Here is a 21,045-nt window from a genome sequence, read left to right on the forward strand (position 1 = left end):
TGTGACGGTCCGTCCAGACGAACCGGGGTGGATCGCGGTCTGTGCTCTGGATCGGCTGAAGGCAGAGACGATCGTTTGCGTGCGCGTGGCCGGGCTCGATATGCTCGTGATCTGGAACGATGGCGAGGTCGCAGCCTGCGAGCGCGCGTGCCCGCACGAACAGGCGGACCTTGGTCTTGGACAGGTGGCGGCGGGACGCCTGTTTTGTCCCCGTCACGCAGCATCGTTCGATCTGCGCGACGGCTGCATCTCTTCGGGCTGGCCAAGTCCGCCGTTGCGGCTCTATCCGGTCCGGGTCACGGGAGAACAGGTCTGGCTTGATGCGAGGACGGCAGAGTCGAGGCGATGATGGCATTCTGTTCAAAGCCACGCGCGAGGTGGAGTAGCCTTCAGAAGCGGCGTGGATTTGCCTTTGGAAACAACGACATTCCTACTGTGCATGGGGTTGTTTTCGCGCTTTTAGTCCAGCTGCCTCCCGGCAGCCTCCACCAGAATGCCGTCAGGGCGTCGCAGCGCCTCGAGGATGGTGAAATGGTCGGCGCCCTCGACCGGAATGAGCTGGCCGGGCGCCTTTGCGCCCGCGCGTCTCTCGTGAAGATTGATGCCGTAGGCGATATCGAGTCGCTTATGCGTTAGCGGCAGGCGAAGCGGCGAAAGCCTGGCAATCTCTTCATCGCTAGCTTGAGATCGAGAAAACGCTCTGAGTTGCTAGAAGCCGAAATAGCTCAGCCCCGGATGATCGTCGGGCCGGCGGCCTAGCGGCCAACGAAACTTCCGTTCGGATTCGGAGATTGGGTGTTCGTTGATGCTCGCGTGACGTGTGCGCATCAAGCCGTCCTCAGCAAATTCCCAGTTCTCGTTACCGTAGGCACGAAACCACTGGCCGCTGTCGTCGTGATACTCATAGGCAAAGCGCACTGCAATGCGGTTGCCGGCGAACGTCCAGAGCTCCTTGATCAATCGATAATCGAGCTCCCTATTCCACTTGCGGGTCAGAAAGGCCTGTGCCTCCTCGCGGCCGCTGGTGAACTCCGCGCGATTGCGCCAGTGGGTGTCGACAGTATAAGCCAGCGCGACCTTGGCGGGATCGCGGCTATTCCAGCCATCCTCGGCCAATCGGACCTTCTCGACGGCGCTCTGTTCGTTGAACGGCGGCAGCGGGGGGCGAGACATTTCAATTCTCCTTTGATCGTGCGTTGAGGGTGATCGACGTGCTTGCGTGTTTGGATGTCTGCAATGTAGCGACGCAGATTTAGAGCTGATCAGTTTGGATCCCTGGGGCGGCGGCAGTCGCCAGGTGACTTTGTATTCGACACGGCAAGCGGTATGAGAAGGAACAGGAGAGCGTTAACGCACTCGTGAACGTCGCCACAGGACAACCGCTGTCCTCGCGAGTGAACACAAGGGACGGCGGGCGCGACCAACCCTAGAGCGGGAATGCTTGCCACAGCGCCTGCCTCCGGCCGCATGTCAGGACGTTCGAGGCAGCATTTCCCGTTCCAGGAGGTGCGATATGCTGCACTTGAAAGACAAGGTCGGACGGTTCGCGACGACGGGGCGCAGCTGCCAGAACTGGAAAAAGGACCAGGAACTGGTCATTTCGCTGCTCAACAAGATCGCCATTTCGGACGGCGGCGCCGAGAACACGCTCAAACCACAGATGGTCGTGACCGGTCACGCCAGCGACGGCCTTTACAACTCGATTCTGTACTTCCAAAAGAAGAACTTTCCTGGCGCGCCTGACGGCTATATTCGGCCTGCCGGCCCGACATTCAGTCGGCTCGTTGAACTGTCGACGAAGGCGGCCGCCAAGCCCGCCCGGCCAAGAGGTCAATGGGACGCAATCGCGACTCCTTCCGTCGATGCCGCACTTCGCAAAGGTCTCATCGATGATACAAAGCTGGACTACGCAGAGGTCGTCGACATTATCCGGGCTACCGTCGCAGACGGCATGGTCACCGCATTCGAGCTGGACGACTTGACCACCATTGCGAACACCTCCAGAACGCTCTCCCCCTCTTCGAAAAAGCTCATCACTCTTTTCGTCGGAGAAGAATACAAGGAGAAGCGCGGGATCGGACCGTATGACCTCAATTCCGACCAGAAAAAACTAGCCGCGGAAATGGTCTGCGATTTCCTCAAGAACACGAGGACGACGTTCTTTCCGAAGCTCGACCCATACCGCGTCGGCATAGGCATTCTCAGGCGCATTGCGAAGCCGAGCCTTATCAATCAGGATCAGGGAAGTCTGTGCGGGCCATCCGCTCTGATGTTCAGTTATGCGTCCGACAAGCCAGGGTATTACGCGCGGTTTGCGATCGATCTCTATCAGAAGGGGCAGGCGAACCTTGGCCGCCTGCTGATCAAGCCGGGAACGGACGTGAGGAGCTTCACGCCACCCTGGTCGCTGGACCACGTCGACTGGCTGACATGCGCCTCCATACGCGATTCGGAGAACTGGTTCCTTGATTTCGACGACACAGGCAAGATCAGCGATCTTGCGGGTGTCACCCTGCCGAGCGAAATGGAGCAATGGTTTCGCAAAGCAGGATACCGTGACGTGCGCGAGAATGCCAACATTTCGCGATTCAACAAAGACATCGACGATGTAAACGAAGCCAACCGCCTGCTCGACAGCGGATATCGCGTATGTCTTTTCATAAGCGCCAATATGATCGACTATGACGACCAGTCCGATAAGGGCTCCGCGTTTACCATGCACTGGGTCGTGCTGCGCGAGAAGATACAAGTGATGAACGGGTACGTGAAGGCGAAGGTCTTCTCGTATGGCGATGGAGATTACGTGATACCGCATCCGCAGGAAAAAACCGGTGCCGTAAAGCCCTTGGCCGTTCGCGACTTTCTTATGAATTTTTATGGGTACGTTGCTGCCAAAGGATGATCGATAACCAGAAGCAGCGCGTCGCGATCGCGCGCGCGCTCGCGATGAAACCCGACGTGATGCTGTTAACCATCGAAAATGCAGAAATCCAGACCAACGTCAGCGTGCACTCTTGGGCTTCGAACCGAGCAGATCGTGCGTCCCACTGATGGTTACCGTTCCCGAGCACTCGAACCCGCCGAAAATTCCGCAGGAGCCGGTGACCGTGACGCGCAAGTCCTTGCGCCGGTACATGTCGACCGAGAGTCCCAAGCGCGAAAAATCGTTCGCGCTGTTCGGTAGGATGAGGTCGATATGTTCGGCTGCCCAACGTGGCAGATGCGGGTTGCTCTTCCAGAACAATTCATTGCCAGCGTGGTGCGCGAAGTTCGGCCCGACCGTAAGGGCACCGTCCACGCCCTCGAACACGAAGCCTGTTTCGTCGATGTGCACGTTCACCCGATCAGGTGCTACTGCGAAATGCAGCGAGGTGATGTCTTGCGGCTGCGGGTCCTTGCCGAATTGCGAGCTGTAGGCATCGCTCCATTGTCCGCGGTCGCGTCCGAGCCCGAAGCCGTGCCGGCCCGGGAGATCCCGCGTTGAGAGTGGCTTATCGGACAGCTTTGGGCGCCAGATCTCCCGAAACCCCTTGCCGATCGTTGCCGCCATCGACAGATCGAGGGCCCAATGCGACGCCTTCTCCGGGCTTTGCCCTTCGGCGAATGCGTCGAATCCGTCCGTCGTCTTGGCAATGCGCAGCTTCTTGATCAGCTCGTCCCAGTCTTTGGGCAGGAAGGTGACGCCGTCGAGCGTGGTCGTCGCGGCAGCGACACCATACTTCTCGAGTTGGTGTCGGATGTAGGGCTTCTCGTCATAAAGGCGCACATTCGGGTTGGGGCCGGCAAAATAATTCTTCAAATCGAGCTGCGGCCGCAGCATGGTCAGTCGCGCCGCGATCTTCCGGTAAGTGTCGCTCGTCGTCGGATCGGTCGTCGTCATGGGGCGCCCTCCGAGGCAATCCTTGCCCCAGATTGGTCTCGCCCGGACGGGTTCGGGTTCAATGCCGGCTCGTTCGATCAAGCTGCCGCCCCCATTCGAATCCCGTCGCGCCAGTGCAGAGAGGGTTTGAACCTGCCGATCAGAAACGGCGACCACCATCCGTGGGGTAGTGTGAAGGGCGAGGACGATCAAATGTCACTGCGGAGCAGGGTATTAGACGTACTCAATGGCCCGGCGGTCGCACGCATGCGCTTCCGGTTTCCGATCCGCGGCAGCCACGTGACGATTGCGCCGCAAACGTTTCATCACGTTGCTCGCGCCATCCGGTTGGGGCAGGTCACCGTTGCGGCTCCGACCGATCTCGCAGCAGGTGTAGCTGCGCAATATAACGATGTCGCGCGAACCCGAGCCGACGGCACAGCGGTCGCGGCTAATACGTTGGAGGTCGTATCGGCGACGGGGCGGCTGGACGCGGCCTATATCGTCCACGAGAGCCTGCATGCGGCATACGATCTGTTGCGTACCGGCCTTGATGCCAATGCGGAAGAGGCGTCTGCCTACGTCTGCACGGCGCTCTATTGCCGCATGACAGGCCTGCCCCGCCCTCGCTGGGCCAACGGGCCGATCTACGCCAATGCCGCAGAGGTCGCCCGAACGCTGCTGTCGCAGTATCAGAAGGGCGATCCCGGGATTCCCTGGGTCGGAGAGCATGAATGGAAGATGCTGCGCGCAGGTGTTGGCTTTGATCCGGTCTATACCAGCGGACCCGGCGGTATTCTCACGGGATGGCTGCTCGGACAGCAATATACTCACGACGGCTAGAGTGCCGGGGACCGCATCCGTCTCAGAAAATTGGCAGGAGCTTCCAATTCCTTCATCGCCAACGGAGCCGATGCTCTTGAGTGCGTCACGCGACCAGCAGGCCCAGCTTGCCGACCATCGCAAGCGAGCGTTGAACGCTTTCTCGGGTTGACAGCAACAACGCCTCGGCGGGCTTCCCGGCACTATCCTTCTGGTCTATCCGGATGGTCGGGCCGAACTTTTCGGTCATTTCGGCCGTGATCTGGTCGATGGTCCGCGCACCGTCGAGCAACTGCAGGAAATCCCGGGTCCGATCATCCTCCAACTGAACCGTCTGGTGGAGGAGGTTAGTGACGAGCGGACCTGATTGCGCTTGTCTTCGCGCGAGCATGCTCGCCTGCGGATGCTCGGTAGCTTCCTTCAACAAAAAGGGGCGCGACAGCAGGAACGAAACCTCACCGCTGCAAGCCAGGATGAACATCGCCTCCGTCAGCACCTTTTGGTCATCATCAGCCTGCCGGTCGCCCAGCAGCGCGCGGGCGCCATCGAGCAGCTCGCCAAATGACAATGCTCGCGGCCAGGCCCGGCCGAGGCATAGATACGCGGCCTTCAAGAGCGGATTGGTTACCGTGACCCTGCTGCCGTCCTGGTTCTCGAATTCCATCGTGGAATCGTCGGTCACGCAGGCGTCGGGATGGACCGGGTTGGTCGTGCTCAGCAAATAGAACCTGGTGACGAAATCGAGGTCGATCTGGCGGGATAGCGAAATGCCGTCATGGCAGAGCAATGTGCGCCGAAAGCCGTTGCCGTCGATGAAGTCCTGATATTGATCGCGCGCCATGAACTCGCTCTCCGGGAAGCGCTGCAGCGTTGTGCGAACCTCCTCGGAATAGCCGGCAAGATAGCGTCGTGAGAAATCAGCGTCGCCCAGATATTGCAGGCCGTGGCGGCTTGCGTCTTCGGCAACCTCATGCAGCAGGAAGGCCTCGGCGCCATCATCCAGATCGTCGTGAAATAAAAGCTCGTCAGGGGACTTGAGGACACGGTTGTACTGGTCGCGCATAACCGCGCCATGCACCGAGTTGGCCTTCGAGCCGTCGCTCAGGAACTTCAGGATCGCGCGGGCCTGTCCTACCTTCTCCGCCATGCCGGTGAGGCGGCGGGTGTGATACCGCATCATGTCGCGAACCATGTCGCGAAGGTGCGAGAACGGGTGCGCATTGTAGCTGACGTAGCAGACCCCGCGCGGAGCCAGGTTCTGCTTGAAAATCATCATCATCTTCTCGCGCACCGCTGGCGGCACCCAGGAATACACACCGTGTGCGATGATGTAGTCGAACTGCCCGAAGCTTGCGTCGACATTCATGATGTCGCAATGGAGGAGCTTGATATTGCTCAGGCCCAATGTGGCTATATTTCGTTGGCCGCGCTCGATCGTCACGCCGCTCAGGTCGACACCGACGAACTCGCTGTTTGGATATTGAAAGGCCATCGGCAACAGGTTGCCGCCAACGCCGCAACCAAGCTCCAGCACCCGGCAACGCTCGACCGGAGCCGCCTGCATGCCGTAGACGGCAGCAATGGTGGCGAGATGGTTCGGATGAGTGAGCCCGTAGACGTGGCCGGGGTAGTAGACCTCGTCGTATGGCGTGGGACCGGTGCTCGGACGGCGATGCTCGGTTTGAATGTTCATGGTCGTCAATTCCACGAATATGCGAACTTGTCGTTCTCGATCGAGACCCGCGCTTGCTTGACTTCTTCCTTGGCAAGCGACTTGCTGAGGAATTCGCGCGACAGCTCCGGGAGCAGGGTGTTGGTGATGATGTTGTCAATCATTCGCCCGCCGGAATCCGGGTCGTTGCAACGTGACACAATGTGCTCCACGACTGCGTCATCGTAGCCGAAGGCGGCGTTATGATTGTCACGGAGGCGTCGTCCAATCCGGTCGAGCTGCAACCGAACGATCCCGGCGAGCATCTCGTCGGATAGCGGGAAGTACGGTATCGAGACGATGCGTCCGAGCAGTGCTGCAGGAAACACCTTCAGCAATTCCGGTCTCAGCATCTTGGCGAGCTCTTCCGGCTCGCTGCGATACCGTGGATCGCGCGAGAGGGCCATGATCAGATCGGTGCCGACGTTGGTGGTCAGGATGATCAAGGTGTTCTTGAAGTCGATCCGCCGCCCATTGCCGTCCTCCATGGTTCCCTTGTCGAACACCTGGAAGAAGATCTCGTGGACGTCGGGATGAGCTTTCTCCACCTCGTCGAGCAGAATGACGCTATAGGGCTTGCGCCGGACAGCCTCCGTGAGGCGCCCACCTTCGCCATAGCCGACATAGCCGGGAGGTGCTCCCTTCAAGGTCGAGACGGTGTGCGCTTCCTGGAACTCCGACATGTTAATCGTAATCATGTTTTGCTCGCCGCCGTAAAGGGTCTCGGCAAGCGCCAGGGCAGTTTCGGTCTTGCCCACTCCGGACGGACCAGCCAGCATGAAGACGCCGATCGGTTTTGACGGGTTGTCGAGTTTGGCGCGGCTGGTCTCAATTCGCTTGGCAATCATCGTCAGCCCATGGGACTGGCCAACGACGCGGCGGTTGAGGATCTCCGGTAGCTTCAGCACGGTTTCGATCTCGTCGCGCATCATCCGGCCGACCGGGATGCCGGTCCAATCAGAGACAACGGACGCCACCGACTGCTGGTCTACATGGGCATAGACCATTCGCTTTTCCGGATTGATGGTCTCAAGTGCGTCGAACTTGCCGCGCAGCTCCGCGCGCCTGACAGCCGGATCTTCGCCTTCCTTGGGCTCTGACAGGATCTCTCGAATGCTCCGGATGTCCTTGACGAGCTCCTGCTCTGTGGCCCAATCGGATTCGAGTTTTGTCAGCTTGACTTTCAGTGCCGCGATGTCGTTGTCGATCGCCGTGATGCGGTCGTTGTCCTCAATCCCAAGATCGCTGTCGCTGACGAGTGCTGATCTCTCAGCTTCACGAGCGGAAATCGCAACGCGCGCATCCTCGATCAGGGCCGGCGTCGCGCTCTGGCTGATGGCCACGCGTGCCGAGGCGGTGTCAAGCAGGCTGACCGCCTTGTCCGGCAACTGCCGCGAAGGAATGTAGCGGTGGGACAGGTTGACCGCTGCGACGATCGCAGCATCCGAAATGCGAACACCGTGGTGCTTTTCCATTGGACCGAGAAGTCCGCGCAGCATGATGCAGCAGGTCTCGACATCAGGTTCATCGATCTGGATCGGCTGGAAGCGTCGTGTAAGCGCGGGATCTTTCTCGATATGCTGGCGATATTCTGCCCAAGTGGTGGCGGCGATCGTGCGCAGCGTGCCACGGGCGAGAGGAGGTTTCAGGAGATTGGCCGCATCACCGGTGCCGGCCGCGCCGCCGGCGCCGATCAGTGTGTGGGCTTCATCGATGAACAGGATGATGGGGGTAGGTGAGCTCTGGACCTCGTCGATCACCGAGCGCAAGCGCTGCTCGAACTCACCTTTCATGGAGGCGCCGGCCTGCATCAGGCCGATGTCGAGCGCACAGAGCCTTACACCGCGGAGCGGTGGTGGTACGTCGCCGGCGGCGATACGCTGGGCGAAGCCCTCGACAACTGCGGTCTTGCCGACGCCAGCCTCGCCGGTGAGGATTGGATTGTTCTGCCGCCGACGCATCAACACGTCGATCAGTTGGCGGATTTCTTCGTCCCGGCCAAGGATCGGATCCATTTCGCCCGATTTGGCCTTGGCGGTGAGGTCCAGGGAGAACCGGTCGAGCGGCGTCGTGCTGTTGGGACCCGCTTGGGCCGCGCCTTCCGTGCCGGCGCCAAGCAGACCCGACCCGTCCATGGGCCGCATGCTCTCCTCGTCGGAGCCGGCCCAGACAGCGCGGCGCTCCGCCGCCAGTGCGTCGGCGTTGACCTTGGCAAATTCCTGCGAGAGGTTGTTCAGCGTACGACGAATGTCGTTCGATTTCAGGCCTGCCACAAGCAGATGACCGGTGCGGATCTGGGTCTCGCCAAAGAAGAGCGTGGCATAATGCCAGCCGCGATCGAGCAGATCGATGACCGAATTGGCGACGCCCGGCATGTCGGTTTCGTTCTTACGAAAGCCATTGATCACGCCGGCAAGGTCTGACAACAAGCGCGCCCGGTCGAGCTTGAAATGATCGACCGAGAGGCCGAGATCGTTGCGTTCCTGCTGCAGGATGTGAAACAGCCAGTGCGCAAGCTCGACGTTGCGATTGCCGGCGCTCTTTGCGTGGCGCAGGGCCTGTATGAAGGCATCATAGCCGGCCCGGTTCAGCTTGCCCGTTACAGCTTCAATGCTGATGTCGGTCACGGCGGCTCCTCCTGCTCAATTCCTCCGCGGATGCCTGGCATCGAGCGGAAATTACATCGAATCCCATAGAGTTAGGCGGTCGGCGCAATGGATAGGTTCAAATCTCCGCGGCATTGGCTGCGGCGCTCCGACGGGATCTCAATCGCTCACCGAGCTGAAAGCGGGCATCGCGGCGATATTCTTCCTTGGAGGTCCAGTTCGGCGATATCCAGGTGGTCCATCCAAGTCGACCACTTTGTCCGAGTCTGAGCGGTACGACCTCTCCCGCAGGAATGGCGAGCTCGACCTCCCATTCCAATTCGTCGCCGATATAGAAGAAAACAGCGTCGGCCAATGGTTCCGACAGGTTGGGCGTCTCGGTCGGCAGGAATTGTTCGTACTGAGCAAAATCTCTGACAAACACCCGAACCCTGATCTTGTCCTCGACGCTGAACACGCGCGAGCCGAGAAGCGCGTCCTGACCGAGCCTTGCGTGCGTTCCGCCGAGCCGGCTGCAGTGACTTGGGTCGAATGAGAGCCAGGTGCCGACGAATTCGTCGATCTCGACTTTGACGTCGAATAGTCCTTGCAGGAACCGCATCAACCGTGATGCACACTTCGCCTTGGGCGCGACCAATCCAGCGAAGCTGAGCTTCGCCATGTCCGGCACCGTATCGCGATCGGCGAAAACAGCAGAGCCCAAGCCGGTGAAGGAGCCGACATAGGCGATGAAGCGATCCTCCGCCGGGCGGTCGTGCTGCGCGATCGGGCGCGCATCGGCCCATGCACGAAAGAAGAGTTGCAGGAAGCGTCCGTTGAGGAGATCGAGAAAGCGCGGGAAGGCGTCATCACGCATTAGCCACCAACCGAGGCTTTCATCGGTGGTGGCGATTGGCAGCGCGCCCTGCGGCCCCAGAAGCCCGAGAAATTTGACGAGTATCCTGAGCCGGCCGGCATGGTCCTCGACCGCCGCGAGGTTCGAGGCGGGGAACTCCAGATAGGGCACCTGGCCGAGGTCGACATATTCGTCGCGACGAGCGGCACTGTCACCGATCCGCGGTCGATCCGGGTTGGCGCGCTCGAACTCGCGTAACGTATGGAAGAAATCGAAACGCCAGGGCTCGGCCTTCATCTGGTCGATCAGCGTCATAGCGGCCTCCGCGTGCCCATGCGCGGTGGCCATCGCATGATCTCGCCGCGCTCCGGCGTCGAGACGACCGTTTGGGTGAAGGTGTTGAAGCCGGAATAGTCGGCGAAAAAGCGCTCCAGCACCGCACCGAGCAGAAACACGCCGCTGCCCTCAAATGCTTTCTCGTCGAGCGTGACGGTAATCTCCAGGCCCCGTGCTGCACCGCTGCCGGTGCGCTCGCGTACCCTCCGCACGACGGGACGGCTTTCTATGCTGCGTACGCCGCGAATCTTGCGTTCCGTGGCGTCGTCGAATTGGTCGGCGAACAAGGACAGCATCTCGCGCAGCGCTCCGGCGTTCTTGCCGCCACCGCGCTCGACGAGGCCAAGATAGTTGAGGCTGAGCATGTTGATCAGCCGCCAGCTGACAATCCCACTGTTAGCGATTTCGCTGCGGCTGCGCAGTTGGGCCACGACCGGCTCGCGTGGCGGCGTGGGACCGGCGACGCACATCAGATCAAGGGATGTGTCGTCCAGCAGGCGAAAATCGGCGCCGCCATGGCCGACCGGCAAGTGCTCCGTGAGATGGCGATTCGAGCAGAGAGCCCGAACGCTAAGTTCGGCAACGGAGCCTTGGCCGCTCAATTCACCGGGCTCGAGCAGTGACAGGAACATGTCCGTTCCGGTGTAGTCGGAGGAGGCTCCGTATGTCTTCTCTTCCACTGTGCGGCGCCGAGGTAAGCGGCGGACGGTGAAATAGAGCCCGTCGACCGATCCGCTGGTCCGGTCGACGGCGGCCGAATATAGCGGGCGCACGGGCCGCTTATCCTTCTCTGCCGGAAGGTGCGCGTAGACTTCGAGCACCTGGTGCGGTTCGTATTCCAGATAGCGGCTGCGATCTGGCACTACATGGTACTCGTAAGTATTCGATTTGACAGGAATGCGATCGCTCGTCTTCTCGAACAGATTGATGGCTGGCGCAGTATAGAGCCTGAAGGTCTCGGGGCGCATGGAGGCGGCCAGCCGCGAATTGTGTTCATCGAAAGCGAAGACAATATCGATCGATTTGCTGCGCAGCCGCGACATCAAACTGCGAAGTCCCGTCAAGTTGATACCGAGGAACTTGCGTGGAAACATGAAATATTCCCGCAGCAGTTCCGAGCCGCGAAAGATTCGGTTATCGTTGGGAAAGAGCGACTCGTTTTCGTCGAAGCCAATTTGCTGCACGCAATCATGGGGCGCACGAATCACCACCGGATCGCCGAAGTCGTCGAGATGCCGGAAGTAGACTCCCTTGCAATTCGAGATCAATTGCTCGTAGAGCGCGATGGCGTCGGATTCTGCGCCTGACAGGTAGATCGGAAGTTCGCTTACGCGGCAGCCTGAGAACCAGGTTTCCGGCTTGGCTCGGGCCTCTGCGTCCGGCAGTTCCTCATCGAGCCGGGCTGCGGTACGATGGGTTAGCGACAGCTTCAGCCCCGCGATGACGTCGCCACCGACCGGGATCCCGAGCGCCTGCAGAGCGCCTGCTGTCGAGAAATACTCTGCGCTGGTAACGTCAAACGGCCAGAGCACGATGCTGCGGCAAAGTCGAAATCGGCAGGAAAGACTTCGTTCTCTCTCGCGGTAGGTCGCGTCGAAGTAGGCGCCGCGTACAATCGTCTTGCCGTCGCGCAGTACCGGGTCGGCATACGGTGGCCGTGCGGTGACCAGCATGGCTGATGGTGTCGGCGCAAGATAGTTCGGTACCAGTTGCTCAAGCAGGTTTGCAGTGAATTCCGGGAATTCGTGCTTGAGCTTGAGCTGAACGCGGGCTGCAAGAAACGCGGCGCCTTCCAACAGTCCCGTGATCATCGGGTCCGAGCGGTCCCGGATCAGGCCGCCGAGGCGCTCTGCAATGCCTGGATATTCCTCGGCGAAATCTCCCGCCTGCTCGTACAACAACGACAGTTCACGATTGTAGAAATCGAGGAATTCGCGGTTCATGCTAAAGCCGATTGATCTGGATGTCGCCGCTGTCGAGGTCGACGTCGGCGACAAATTCCACGGGGACGTTGAGCGGCTCAGCCTTGAGGTCGGCGTGAACGATGAAGCGCAGCTTCAGCTGCTCAGGACCGACCGAGCCGTCGCGACGGACCCGGATCGTCTTGCGATCGAGTCTTGGTTCGTAGGTCGTCAGAGTCTCGCGCAGCGCGTCGGTGAGTTCGTCGTCCGTAACCTCGTCGATCGAGCGGTGGGCGATATCGGGGAAACCGTAGTTCAGTATCGAGGTTCGAACGCGATCCCGACCGCTCAGATCCAAGGTCGATTCCAGAGCAATGGTATTGAGAAGCGTTTCAAGGTCATGGGAGACCTCCCGCCGCAACAACGTTTCCGAGATCGGAAAGCGGCCTGCGCTGCGCCGCCCGGCAATGACCCGCTCACCGAATTCGTCGCGAAGATTAAGCTTCTTGCGCGCATCGCGTGCTTCATGAGCCGAGCGAAAGGCCAGCATTAGCGGGGGAGAGAGTCGATCCCTCTTTGGAGTAATGGTCATTTACCGTCCCCAAGATGCCAGGCTCGCTATGCCCTTCGCGGAGCATCAGCTGGTCTCCAGGATGATGTCGCCTCGGCAGGCGGTCGGGCCCGCAACCACTCCCGCCGAGACGTGCAACCGCAATCGCGCCGCGCGGCGCCGGTTCGCGCTAATCGCAACCGGCGCCAAATGAGGGACCGGCAATCAGGCCCATTCCTTGTTAGCGGGAACGTCCCAGCCAAACACCGGCGCGGCCCCAGCGGCACCTTTTTCCGTTTGGCTCTTGTAGGTCATCTTGACCTTCGCGAAGTTCAGACTCACGTTTTCGGTGAGGCGATCTTCGCCGTGCGATCCGCCCGTCGATACGCTGGTGACCAGAATGTGCTTCATCTCGATCTTGAGATACTCCAGCGGATTTTCGCCCGCCTTGCGGACGGTGAGGATCGCCGTGTCGATATGCTTGCCGTTCGCGCAGACCTTGAAAAGCTCCGGTGTGGCCTTGTCGACGAAGTGCGTGAAGTGGAGATCCTGGACGCTGACCTTACCGGCACCGCCGCCCGAACCGCTGTGGAAAGTGCCTGTCTGGCTTTCGCCGAACGACCAGCTCAAAATATCGATTTCGTCCTTGTGCTTGTCATCCAGCGACTCGCCCTTGATCGGCTCGAGTTTCAAGAAGATGTCGACAGCCATAGCGTAGTCCTCTCAAATGTCTGCATGGTTACGGTTGCGATGTTGCGGCGTCAGGAACTGGGGCCCGGCAGGCGTGAAACCAGACTGAGGCCGACGTCCATCGCCTCCAACTGAAAGTGTGGACGAAGAAAGAAGCGCGCGTTGTAATATCCCGGGTTCTCCTCGTTTGCGATGACTTCGACCTTCGCAGCGGCCAGCGGTTTGCGCGCTTTCTGAGCTTCTGACGAGAGGGCTGGGTTGGCATCAACGTATTCGTTGATCCAGGTCTGCAGCCAAATCGTCAGCTCATCCTTCTCCTTCATGGATCCGATCTTGTCGCGAACCATGCACTTCAGATAGTGCGCAAAGCGGGACACCGCGAACATGTAAGGTAGTCGTGAAGACAGGTTGTCGGACGCGGTGGCATCCACGCCCTTTTCGCCGAAGTACTTCTTCGGCTTGTAGAGTGACTGGGCGCCGATGAAGGCGGCCTTGTCGGTGTTCTTGCGATGGATCAGCGGGATGAGGCCCGCCTTTGCAAGTTCGTGCTCGCGGCGATCACTGATGGCGATCTCAGTCGGGCATTTCAGGTCGACGCCGCCGTCATCGGTCGGGAATGTGTGCGTCGGCAGGTTGATGACTTCGCCACCAGACTGCACACCGCGGATGCGCGTGCACCAGCCAAACTCCTTGAAGGCGCGGTTGATGTTGACCGCCATTGCGTACGCGGCGTTGATCCAGCCGTATTTGTCGCCGGTGTGTCCGTCCGTCTCCTCTTCGAAGGCGAACTCTTCCACGGGCTCCGATTTCGCGCCGTAGGGGAGGCGGCCGAGTGCGCGCGGCATGCATAGGCCGAGATAGCGCGAGTCGTCCTGATCACGCAGTCCCTTCCATGCGGCATATTCAGGCGTGTCGAACACCTTGCCGATGTCGCGAGGGTTGGACAGCTCGGTCCAAGAGTCCATTCCCATCAGCGTCGGCTCGGCGCCGCTGAAGAAGGGGGCGTGCGCGGCGCCGGCGATCTTGCTGAGATCGCGGAGCAGTTGTACATCGGTGGGGAGGTGACTGAAATAATAATCGCCGATCAGGCAGCCGAAAGGCTCGCCACCCAGCTGACCGAATTCATACTCATAGATCTGCTTGAAAAGGGGGCTCTGGTCCCAGCGTGCATCGGGATAAAGCCGCAGATTCCGATACAGCTCGTTCTTGGAGACGTTCATCACCCGGATCTTCAGGTTGGCGTCGGTCTCGGAATTGAAGACGAGGTAGTGGAGGCCGCGCCAAGAACTTTCGATTGCCTGGAACTCAGGAGTGTGAAGAATCTCGTTCATTTGCGCGGTCAGCTTCTGGTCGATCCGCGCGATCATCTCCTCGATTGTATCGAGGACGTCCGACTTGATGACGCTCGTGTCCTTCAACGCCTCTTGAACGAGCGTGGATACCGCGTTTTCGACTTCGGTCGCTGCACGTTCAGTGCGCGGTTTGAAGCTTTGCTTCAGCAGACTGGCAAACTCATCAGCTTCGACGGTCTTGATCTGGGTGGTGCTCTCTTTGTGAACAGCTTCTTTTGCCATGGTCCCCATTCCTTCCTTAGCTCTCGGTGCTAGGTTCGGTCGACTGGCTTGTCGCGCGTTCCCGCAGCGCTGCCATCAGTTGAGGATCGGCGAGAAGTTTTTTCAGCTGGTCCTCGGCGGCCACCTTGCCATCCATGTAGCGCAGCAGGTTGGCGAGTTGTTCACGCGCCTCGAGCAGCTTGGCGGTAGCCGGCACCTGGCGAGCGACGGCCACGGGCGTGAAGTCTGCCATCTTGTTGAAGTGCAGGTTGACCGAGATCTTTTCGTCGGATCCCTCGCTGAGGCGATTGGCGACGCGCGCCGTCACGCCGGGCTGGATTGCCGCCATGCGGTTGTCGAAATTGTCCATGTCGAACTCGAGGAACTTGCGCTCCTCGACCTTCGACTTCTCGATGCCTGGGTTATTGCCGGAAAGGTCGGAGAGGACGCCCATGACGAACGGCAGCTCGATCAGCCGCTCGGCGTCGTAAGGATCTTCGTACGTGATGTGCACGCGTGGTGCCCGGTTGCGTCGAATGAATTTTTGACCGCTGTCAGTAGCCATGGTTCCCCTCCCTACGAAATCGAGAAGCCAAATTGCGCGACGCAGATTGACTAAGGCGCTTCAACTTGCGGTCGGCAAAACATCCTTGTGTCTAGTTAGTGCCCTTGAGCGAAAGGTGGGTTCAATACGATTTGTTGATTGTCTTGAGAGCGCCCTCAGGCAGGACATCATTCAAAAGGCTGAGGAAATCTCTTTGTGCGAGATCGCGCGCGCGATCGACCAAAAAGGGGATGGGGCTGGACGGCTCCGCGGTTCGGAAAAACGACGCCACCTTCGTCAGCAGGCCCAAGGCCTGTGCTCTATTTTCCACCGAGAAAACAATATCTTGGACGCTGTCATCGGTCGTCGATGAGAGCGAGGTCGCGAGCTCCGCCATCCGTTCGATCGGCAGGTCGAAGACCTTGTCCCGCCCGATGTTGATCGCAGCGCTCTCCACGTGGGACGGCACCAGCATCCGCATCACTTCAATGAATGATTTGCCGACCATCTCCTGCGCTTGACGCACCAGCAACAGTGCCGGGTTGGATGGTTCCATTCGGGCGAAATAATCGGCCGCCGCTGCAAGCGCTGCAGATGCCTGTGCGGATGAAGCCACCACCCCCGTCGTATCCGACGGCCCCTGTATATCGACAGGACCGGCATCTTCCGCAGTTCCGGCGATTGCCGTAGGATCCCGCAACGCGACAAGACCCGCGAGCCAGACAGCCATCCCGTTAACCAAGCCGGAGAGCCTGTCGAGGCTGATAGGTTGCCCCGAGTTCAACTTCTCACGCCAGGTCGCCTTGATGCCTGCGATTTCAGCAGCGAGCGCGGAGCACCGCACGCTGGTTGCCTTGAGGGTGTCGAGATCCGTCTCGCTGACGATGCGCTCGATGGTCGCCAGATCGAGCCCGTCGGCGTCGGCGTCACCGGCGGGAATTTCGCCCTGGGCGATTTGATAGGCACGGTAGTTGAGGTTGCCGTGTCTGCGGTTCTCGATCAAGGGAAGGAACTGGAGCGGGTTGATCACGGTCGGAAACACGTCGATTGCTTCGAGCGTGACGGCCCGAAGCGCGTAGTTGCCGTCCTCGCCCCTCGGATGCACCGCTTCCCACTGCTCGCGCAGCAGCAAGTTGGTCGCCCTCAGGCAGTTAAGAAAGCCGTCGAGATCGCGATTGAGGATTGAAAACTTGGCCAGCAGCAGGTTTAGGCGCAGATCGCGGGTACGCGCCAGAAGGGGCTGTGCGGCGGCAAATTGGCCGGCAAAATCGACTGCCTTTGGATCGAAGCGTCCACGCTCCCCATTGGCATTGACGACCTCGAAGAACGACATTGGCAGCAGGGATTCCGCACCTGCGAAGAAGTTGAGATATTGGACGTCTCCGAGGGCGTCGAGATCCGGTCCGCAGGGATCGTCAGCGGTAATGGGCTGCGTCAGGAAGGCGACATCAAGCATATTAGGATCGTCCATCTGCTCGGTCACGGCCCCGCTTCGAGCCCGTGACGACTGCCGGATCGCGGGGGATCATGATCCGATTCTATACCTATGGGTCAGATGCCCGCTGATCTTGGTTCATTCCCGAAGATCATGCCGTTTTCGCGTGAACCGACAAGCTCTTGGGGCCGACTACTTGATGACCGGGGCGGTTCTTTGGACTGCTGTTGTGGAGCGTCAGGAGGCCCAGCCCTGGAGTGGACTTGCCGGCACTGCCGGTGGCGGGCAGGATTTCCGTGGTTCTCGCATAACGTCTGATCAGCTCTTTGCAGCGGGTCATTCGATCGAAGGAGGGAGTTTAAGCCCACATGGGCCAGCTTACTCAGGATACCCGCCTTTGCGAACTCAAGACGCCTCTTGGCAAGGACGTCTTGGTTTTTGCCGGATTCGAAGGCTCGGAAGGTCTCAGCGAACTGTTCGAGTATCGCATCGAGTGTCTCAGTGAGGATGCGGACCTCGACTTCGACCGTGCCATCGGTCAGCAGTGCACGCTGACCATAAAGCTCCATGAAAAGGAGCGCGAGTTCAGTGGCGTTCTGACGGAGGCTCAGTGGCTCGGGGTGAAGAACGACTATTTCAGCTACCGGATCGTGCTGAGGCCCTGGTTTTGGCTGTTATCGCGGACCACCGATTGCCGGATCTTTCAGGACAAGAAAGCGCCCGACATCATCAAGGAGGTCTTCAACGAACGCGGCTTCACCGATTATGAATCCAAGCTGACCGAAGAGGGGTCCTGTCCGAAGCTCGAATATTGCGTTCAGTACCGTGAGACCGACATGAATTTCGTGTGCCGGCTGATGGAACAGCATGGCATCTACTACTTCTTCAAGCACGAGGGCGGCAAACATACGCTGGTGCTGGCGGACTCCAAATCGTCGCATAGCCCGATCAACGGTCTTGCTACCATTCCCTATATCCCATTGACGGGGGCCGATCGTCGAGGCGAGCAGCATATCTACGAATGGGTCTCGGAGCGCCGGTTTCGGACCGGCAAGATCGAGCTCAACGACTACAACTATCAGAAGCCCAACGCGCAGATGATCAGCGACGCCAAGGGCTCCGAGCACTACACCCGGTCGGAGATGGAGTTTTACGACTATCCCGGGAAGTTCAAGGAACAGTCCGACGGCGAGCGCTACGCGAAGATCCAGCTCCAGGCCGAGCAGGCGATGGACCGGAGGCGCCGCGGCAATGGCGACGCCGTCAACCTGTTCCCCGGTGGGCTGACGAAGCTTGAAAAGCATTCCAAGGATTCGCAGAACGTGGAATATCTCGTGGTACGAGCTACGCACTCGTTCTCGATCGAATCTTATCGCACCGGCGGTCCGAGCGACGCCGGGCAACACGTTTATTTCGGCAGCTACGAGTTTCTGCCGAGCGATCGGCCGTTTCGAGCGCCGATGATGACGCCGAAGCCAAGGATCAATGGCATCCAGACTGCCAAGGTGGTGACCAAAGACGACAATTCGAGCGAGGAAATCGACGTCGAGTCGCTCGGCGAAATCTACGTCCGCTTTTTCTGGGATCGCAAGAAGAAGCGGTCGTGCCGGTTGCGGGTCGCCCAGGTTTGGTCAGGCAAGCGCTGGGGCGGTCAGATCATCCCGCGCGTCGGGCAGGAAGTCGTTGTCGAATTCCTGGAAGGGGATCCGGACCGGCCCCTGGTGATCGGCACGGTGTACAACGACGAATACAAGCTACCCTACGATCTGCCGTCGAAGAAGACGATTGCGGGATTGAAGTCCGACTCCACCAAAGGCGGCGGCGGCTTCAACGAGTGGAACTTCGAGGACAAGAAGGGATCCGAGAAGATCACGGCGCATGCCGAGAAGGATTATGACGTGACGGTCCGCGACACCGAGACACGGACCATCGGCGAAGCTGCCTTCGGCGGCGACACCCGCAAGACCACGCTCAGGAAAGGCAATGATAAACTCGATATCGAATTGGGCGGTCAGCACATCACGCTGGCCATGGACCAGTCTGTCAATGCGGGCATCAGCATCACGCTCATGGCCAACGCCAATATCACCCTACAGGTTGGTCCCAGCCAGATTATCCTGACGCCGGCGGGAATCGTCATCAACGCGCCGACGATCGCTATGACAGCGCAGGCCGGCATGGCGCTTGCTGCCGGCGGTCCGCTGGTCGCTCACGGCACTCCAACTCTTGTCGGCTGACGGTCATGGGGCAGGTTCGGTTCGGCACGGTACAGGATCTGTTTCAGGCCTATCCCTTGGCGCGCTATGATGTCGGCAGAGCCGATGCTGACAAGCCTTCGCTGGATTTCCTTCAGGAGGCCGCCGACGCGTGCAATTGGCACCCGGCCGTGTCTTACTGTGCCTACCTGCTTCCAAGGCGCGTGGCAATTGGCTGGGGATGTCGCTCCCTGCGACGGATGTTCGACCATTTCGATGCCAGCGATAGCAGGTCGCTGAATATTGTGGAGACCTGGGTCCGGCAACCGGACGAGCAGTCCCGGAACAAGGCGCTGGCTGTCGGCAATGCCAACGATCCTGAGCAGCCAGCAACATGGCTGGCGCTGGCGGCCGGCTGGTCCGGCGGAAGCGTGGTTCCCCCGGAATTTGCGCCCGTGGAAGCCAAGCCGGATCAGGCCGCACGGGCGGTGCGTGCAGCACTGCTGATTGGCCTCTGCCGGCTCCCCCGTGACACCCGGGACCAGATAATGACGTCATGCCTGGAGGATGGTATTCAATTGGCACGCGGCGAACCGCGCCCTCCGCGCTAACGAGACGATGTGATGGTGCTTCGCTTTAATATCGAGAACGAACCGAATCTTCTGGACGGCGGACCTGTGTCGTTTACGGTCACCGGCAGGCGTTCGGTCGATATTGGCCGGGACCGTCACCTCGACTGGACGCTGCCGGATTCGGCGCGGATGATTTCCGGAAAGCATTGCGAGGTGCACTTTCGCGACGGTGGCTATTGGCTGCACGACGTCTCGACCAACGGCACCTTTCTCAATGGTGCCGATCAGCGCATGCGGGGGCCGCACCGCCTGCGCAACGGCGATCGGCTCACGATCGGCCACTACATCATCGGAGTTTCGCTGGAGGATGAGGCTGGCGGGCGCACCCCAAACCATGAGGCGCAACAGCACGAACCCTCGATCCAGCAGCATGCGGATTACGGAGAGCTTTGGACGGCCGATCGCGACGTTCCGCCGCCGATCGATCCGCAACTGTTGAAGAAGCCACGCGAGGCTGCGCGACCCGTCAATCCGGGGTTCCTGGATTGGGCGGCGAGCGTCCCAGCGCCTGGTGTGGACCCATTTCGACGGTCATCGCCGACGTCTCCGTACCAACCGTCCGTGCAGGATGACGACATGAACTGGGCAGCCGGTCCGGTCACCGCGCCGAAACCGCAAGTCGAGCGTCCGCCAGTCATGCCGACCCCACGCCGGCCGTCGGTGTGGATCGATGATGAACTGGCCGCTGCCCAGCCGCCAGCATCGCCACCGCGCCCGCAGGTTGAGGCGTCGCGCCCGGCGCAAGCGGCAGATGAGCGGCCTGTCACGGCCAAGCCAGTCGGCGGTACCGAGTTCGCGCGGCTGGTGGCGTGCGCTGCAGGATTGCCGGACAATTTCTTTGCTAGCAAGTCCGATGCCGAACTCGCCGAACAGCTTGGCATCATCTTGCGTATGACCGTGGATAATCTGATGGCGCTGCTGCAGGCGCGAACCCAAGCCAAGCAGCTGACCCGTAGCACCAGCCAGACCACCGTCCAAGCCCTCGAAAACAATCCGCTGAAATTCTCGCCGACCTCGGAAGAAGCGATGCGCATTCTCTTTGGGCCGCCGACGCGCAGCTATCTCGACGCACAGCGCGCCTTTGCACAGGGCTTCAGTGATCTCAAGTCACATCAGTTGAGGACCTATATGGCGATGCAGCACGCTGTCCATGAGCTGATCGCGAGCATAGATCCGACGCTGATGGCGCGCGAGCTCGAGCTTCAGCGTGGCGCAAGCTCCTGGCTCGGCACGAACAAGGGCAAACTCTGGGATGAGTTCTTGACGCGCTGGAAGGCGCGTCTTGGCCGCGACAACAGCGCGCCGATCGAAACTTTTATGTTGCTTTTCTCGGACTATTACGACCGCGGTGACAAGCCCGGTTCAAAGTAAACTAT

The 21,045-nt window shown here is 60.0% G+C and carries 17 protein-coding genes and 1 pseudogene; 6 read left to right on the forward strand and 12 right to left on the reverse strand.

All coding sequences use genetic code 11. The annotated features are described in order from the left end of the window. Nucleotide 1: 1 nt before the first annotated feature. Entirely contained in the window at nucleotides 2-349 is a 348-nt protein-coding gene (locus IVA82_RS20875) for a Rieske (2Fe-2S) protein (RefSeq protein ID WP_247388421.1), read from the forward strand. A 110-nt stretch (nucleotides 350-459) separates the two neighbouring features. On the opposite strand, the pseudogene IVA82_RS20880 reads toward IVA82_RS20875, so the two are convergent. Continuing rightward, nucleotides 460-684, reverse strand: a pseudogene (locus IVA82_RS20880) (alpha/beta hydrolase); the annotation flags it as partial. Nucleotides 685-708: 24 nt separating this feature from the next. Then, nucleotides 709-1,173 carry a DUF1348 family protein gene (locus tag IVA82_RS20885; protein ID WP_247388422.1) on the reverse strand — a complete coding sequence of 155 codons (465 nt, stop codon included), beginning with the start codon at nucleotides 1,171-1,173 and terminating at the stop codon, nucleotides 709-711. Between the two features lie 340 nt (nucleotides 1,174-1,513). On the opposite strand from IVA82_RS20885, the gene IVA82_RS20890 reads away from it, so the two are divergent. Further along, complete coding sequence (locus IVA82_RS20890; RefSeq protein WP_247388423.1) at nucleotides 1,514-2,902, forward strand: hypothetical protein; 1,389 nt, start codon at nucleotides 1,514-1,516, stop codon at nucleotides 2,900-2,902. A gap of 99 nt (nucleotides 2,903-3,001) precedes the next feature. On the opposite strand, the gene IVA82_RS20895 is transcribed toward IVA82_RS20890, so the two are convergent. Continuing rightward, the gene (locus tag IVA82_RS20895; protein ID WP_247388424.1) at nucleotides 3,002-3,880 is read right to left on the reverse strand and encodes a hypothetical protein; all 879 of its coding nucleotides are present in this window, start codon (nucleotides 3,878-3,880) and stop codon (nucleotides 3,002-3,004) included. 246 nt (nucleotides 3,881-4,126) lie between these two features. Here IVA82_RS20895 and IVA82_RS20900 point away from each other — a divergent pair, with 246 nt between their 5' ends. After that, nucleotides 4,127-4,702, forward strand: a complete 576-nt coding sequence (locus IVA82_RS20900; RefSeq protein WP_247388425.1) for a hypothetical protein — start codon at nucleotides 4,127-4,129, stop codon at nucleotides 4,700-4,702. Between the two features lie 85 nt (nucleotides 4,703-4,787). Here IVA82_RS20900 and IVA82_RS20905 read toward each other — a convergent pair whose 3' ends face one another. The 9 genes from IVA82_RS20905 to IVA82_RS20945 form a co-directional block, all read right to left on the reverse strand. Next, complete coding sequence (locus tag IVA82_RS20905; RefSeq protein ID WP_247388426.1) at nucleotides 4,788-6,374, reverse strand: class I SAM-dependent methyltransferase; 1,587 nt, start codon at nucleotides 6,372-6,374, stop codon at nucleotides 4,788-4,790. Between the two features lie 5 nt (nucleotides 6,375-6,379). After that, the gene (gene tssH, locus IVA82_RS20910; protein ID WP_247388427.1) at nucleotides 6,380-9,019 is read right to left on the reverse strand and encodes a type VI secretion system ATPase TssH; all 2,640 of its coding nucleotides are present in this window, start codon (nucleotides 9,017-9,019) and stop codon (nucleotides 6,380-6,382) included. 97 nt (nucleotides 9,020-9,116) lie between these two features. Beyond that, nucleotides 9,117-10,181 carry a type VI secretion system baseplate subunit TssG gene (tssG, locus tag IVA82_RS20915; protein WP_247388428.1) on the reverse strand — a complete coding sequence of 355 codons (1,065 nt, stop codon included), beginning with the start codon at nucleotides 10,179-10,181 and terminating at the stop codon, nucleotides 9,117-9,119. Further along, nucleotides 10,145-12,112: a type VI secretion system baseplate subunit TssF gene (gene tssF / locus IVA82_RS20920; RefSeq protein ID WP_247493494.1), complete on the reverse strand. Its 1,968-nt coding sequence runs from the start codon at nucleotides 12,110-12,112 to the stop codon at nucleotides 10,145-10,147. Before tssF ends, tssG begins: the two co-directional genes overlap by 37 nt. Nucleotide 12,113: 1 nt before the next feature. Further along, a complete protein-coding gene (tssE, locus tag IVA82_RS20925; RefSeq protein ID WP_247388430.1) occupies nucleotides 12,114-12,662 on the reverse strand; it encodes a type VI secretion system baseplate subunit TssE in 549 nt (182 codons plus the stop codon). Between the two features lie 183 nt (nucleotides 12,663-12,845). Next, nucleotides 12,846-13,331 (reverse strand): type VI secretion system tube protein Hcp, encoded by a 486-nt coding sequence (locus tag IVA82_RS20930; protein ID WP_247388431.1) that lies wholly within the window; start codon nucleotides 13,329-13,331, stop codon nucleotides 12,846-12,848. A gap of 50 nt (nucleotides 13,332-13,381) precedes the next feature. Beyond that, the gene (gene tssC, locus IVA82_RS20935; protein ID WP_247388432.1) at nucleotides 13,382-14,884 is read right to left on the reverse strand and encodes a type VI secretion system contractile sheath large subunit; all 1,503 of its coding nucleotides are present in this window, start codon (nucleotides 14,882-14,884) and stop codon (nucleotides 13,382-13,384) included. Nucleotides 14,885-14,900: 16 nt separating this feature from the next. Further along, nucleotides 14,901-15,428, reverse strand: a complete 528-nt coding sequence (gene tssB, locus IVA82_RS20940) for a type VI secretion system contractile sheath small subunit (RefSeq protein WP_247388433.1) — start codon at nucleotides 15,426-15,428, stop codon at nucleotides 14,901-14,903. A 121-nt stretch (nucleotides 15,429-15,549) separates the two neighbouring features. Further along, nucleotides 15,550-16,890: a type VI secretion system ImpA family N-terminal domain-containing protein gene (locus IVA82_RS20945; protein ID WP_247388434.1), complete on the reverse strand. Its 1,341-nt coding sequence runs from the start codon at nucleotides 16,888-16,890 to the stop codon at nucleotides 15,550-15,552. 320 nt (nucleotides 16,891-17,210) lie between these two features. Here IVA82_RS20945 and tssI point away from each other — a divergent pair, with 320 nt between their 5' ends. Genes tssI through tagH form a run of 3 tightly spaced genes read left to right on the forward strand, consistent with a single transcriptional unit; the run spans nucleotide 17,211 to nucleotide 21,040 of the window. Next, the gene (gene tssI / locus IVA82_RS20950) at nucleotides 17,211-19,079 is read left to right on the forward strand and encodes a type VI secretion system tip protein TssI/VgrG (RefSeq protein ID WP_247388435.1); all 1,869 of its coding nucleotides are present in this window, start codon (nucleotides 17,211-17,213) and stop codon (nucleotides 19,077-19,079) included. A 5-nt stretch (nucleotides 19,080-19,084) separates the two neighbouring features. Then, entirely contained in the window at nucleotides 19,085-19,648 is a 564-nt protein-coding gene (locus tag IVA82_RS20955) for a hypothetical protein (RefSeq protein WP_247388436.1), read from the forward strand. A gap of 12 nt (nucleotides 19,649-19,660) precedes the next feature. After that, on the forward strand, nucleotides 19,661-21,040 hold the full coding sequence (gene tagH / locus IVA82_RS20960) for a type VI secretion system-associated FHA domain protein TagH (RefSeq protein WP_247388437.1): 1,380 nt from the start codon (nucleotides 19,661-19,663) through the stop codon (nucleotides 21,038-21,040). The last annotated feature ends 5 nt before the right edge of the window (nucleotides 21,041-21,045 follow it).

Source organism: Bradyrhizobium sp. 142, from assembly GCF_023074015.1.
GTDB lineage: Bacteria > Pseudomonadota > Alphaproteobacteria > Rhizobiales > Xanthobacteraceae > Bradyrhizobium.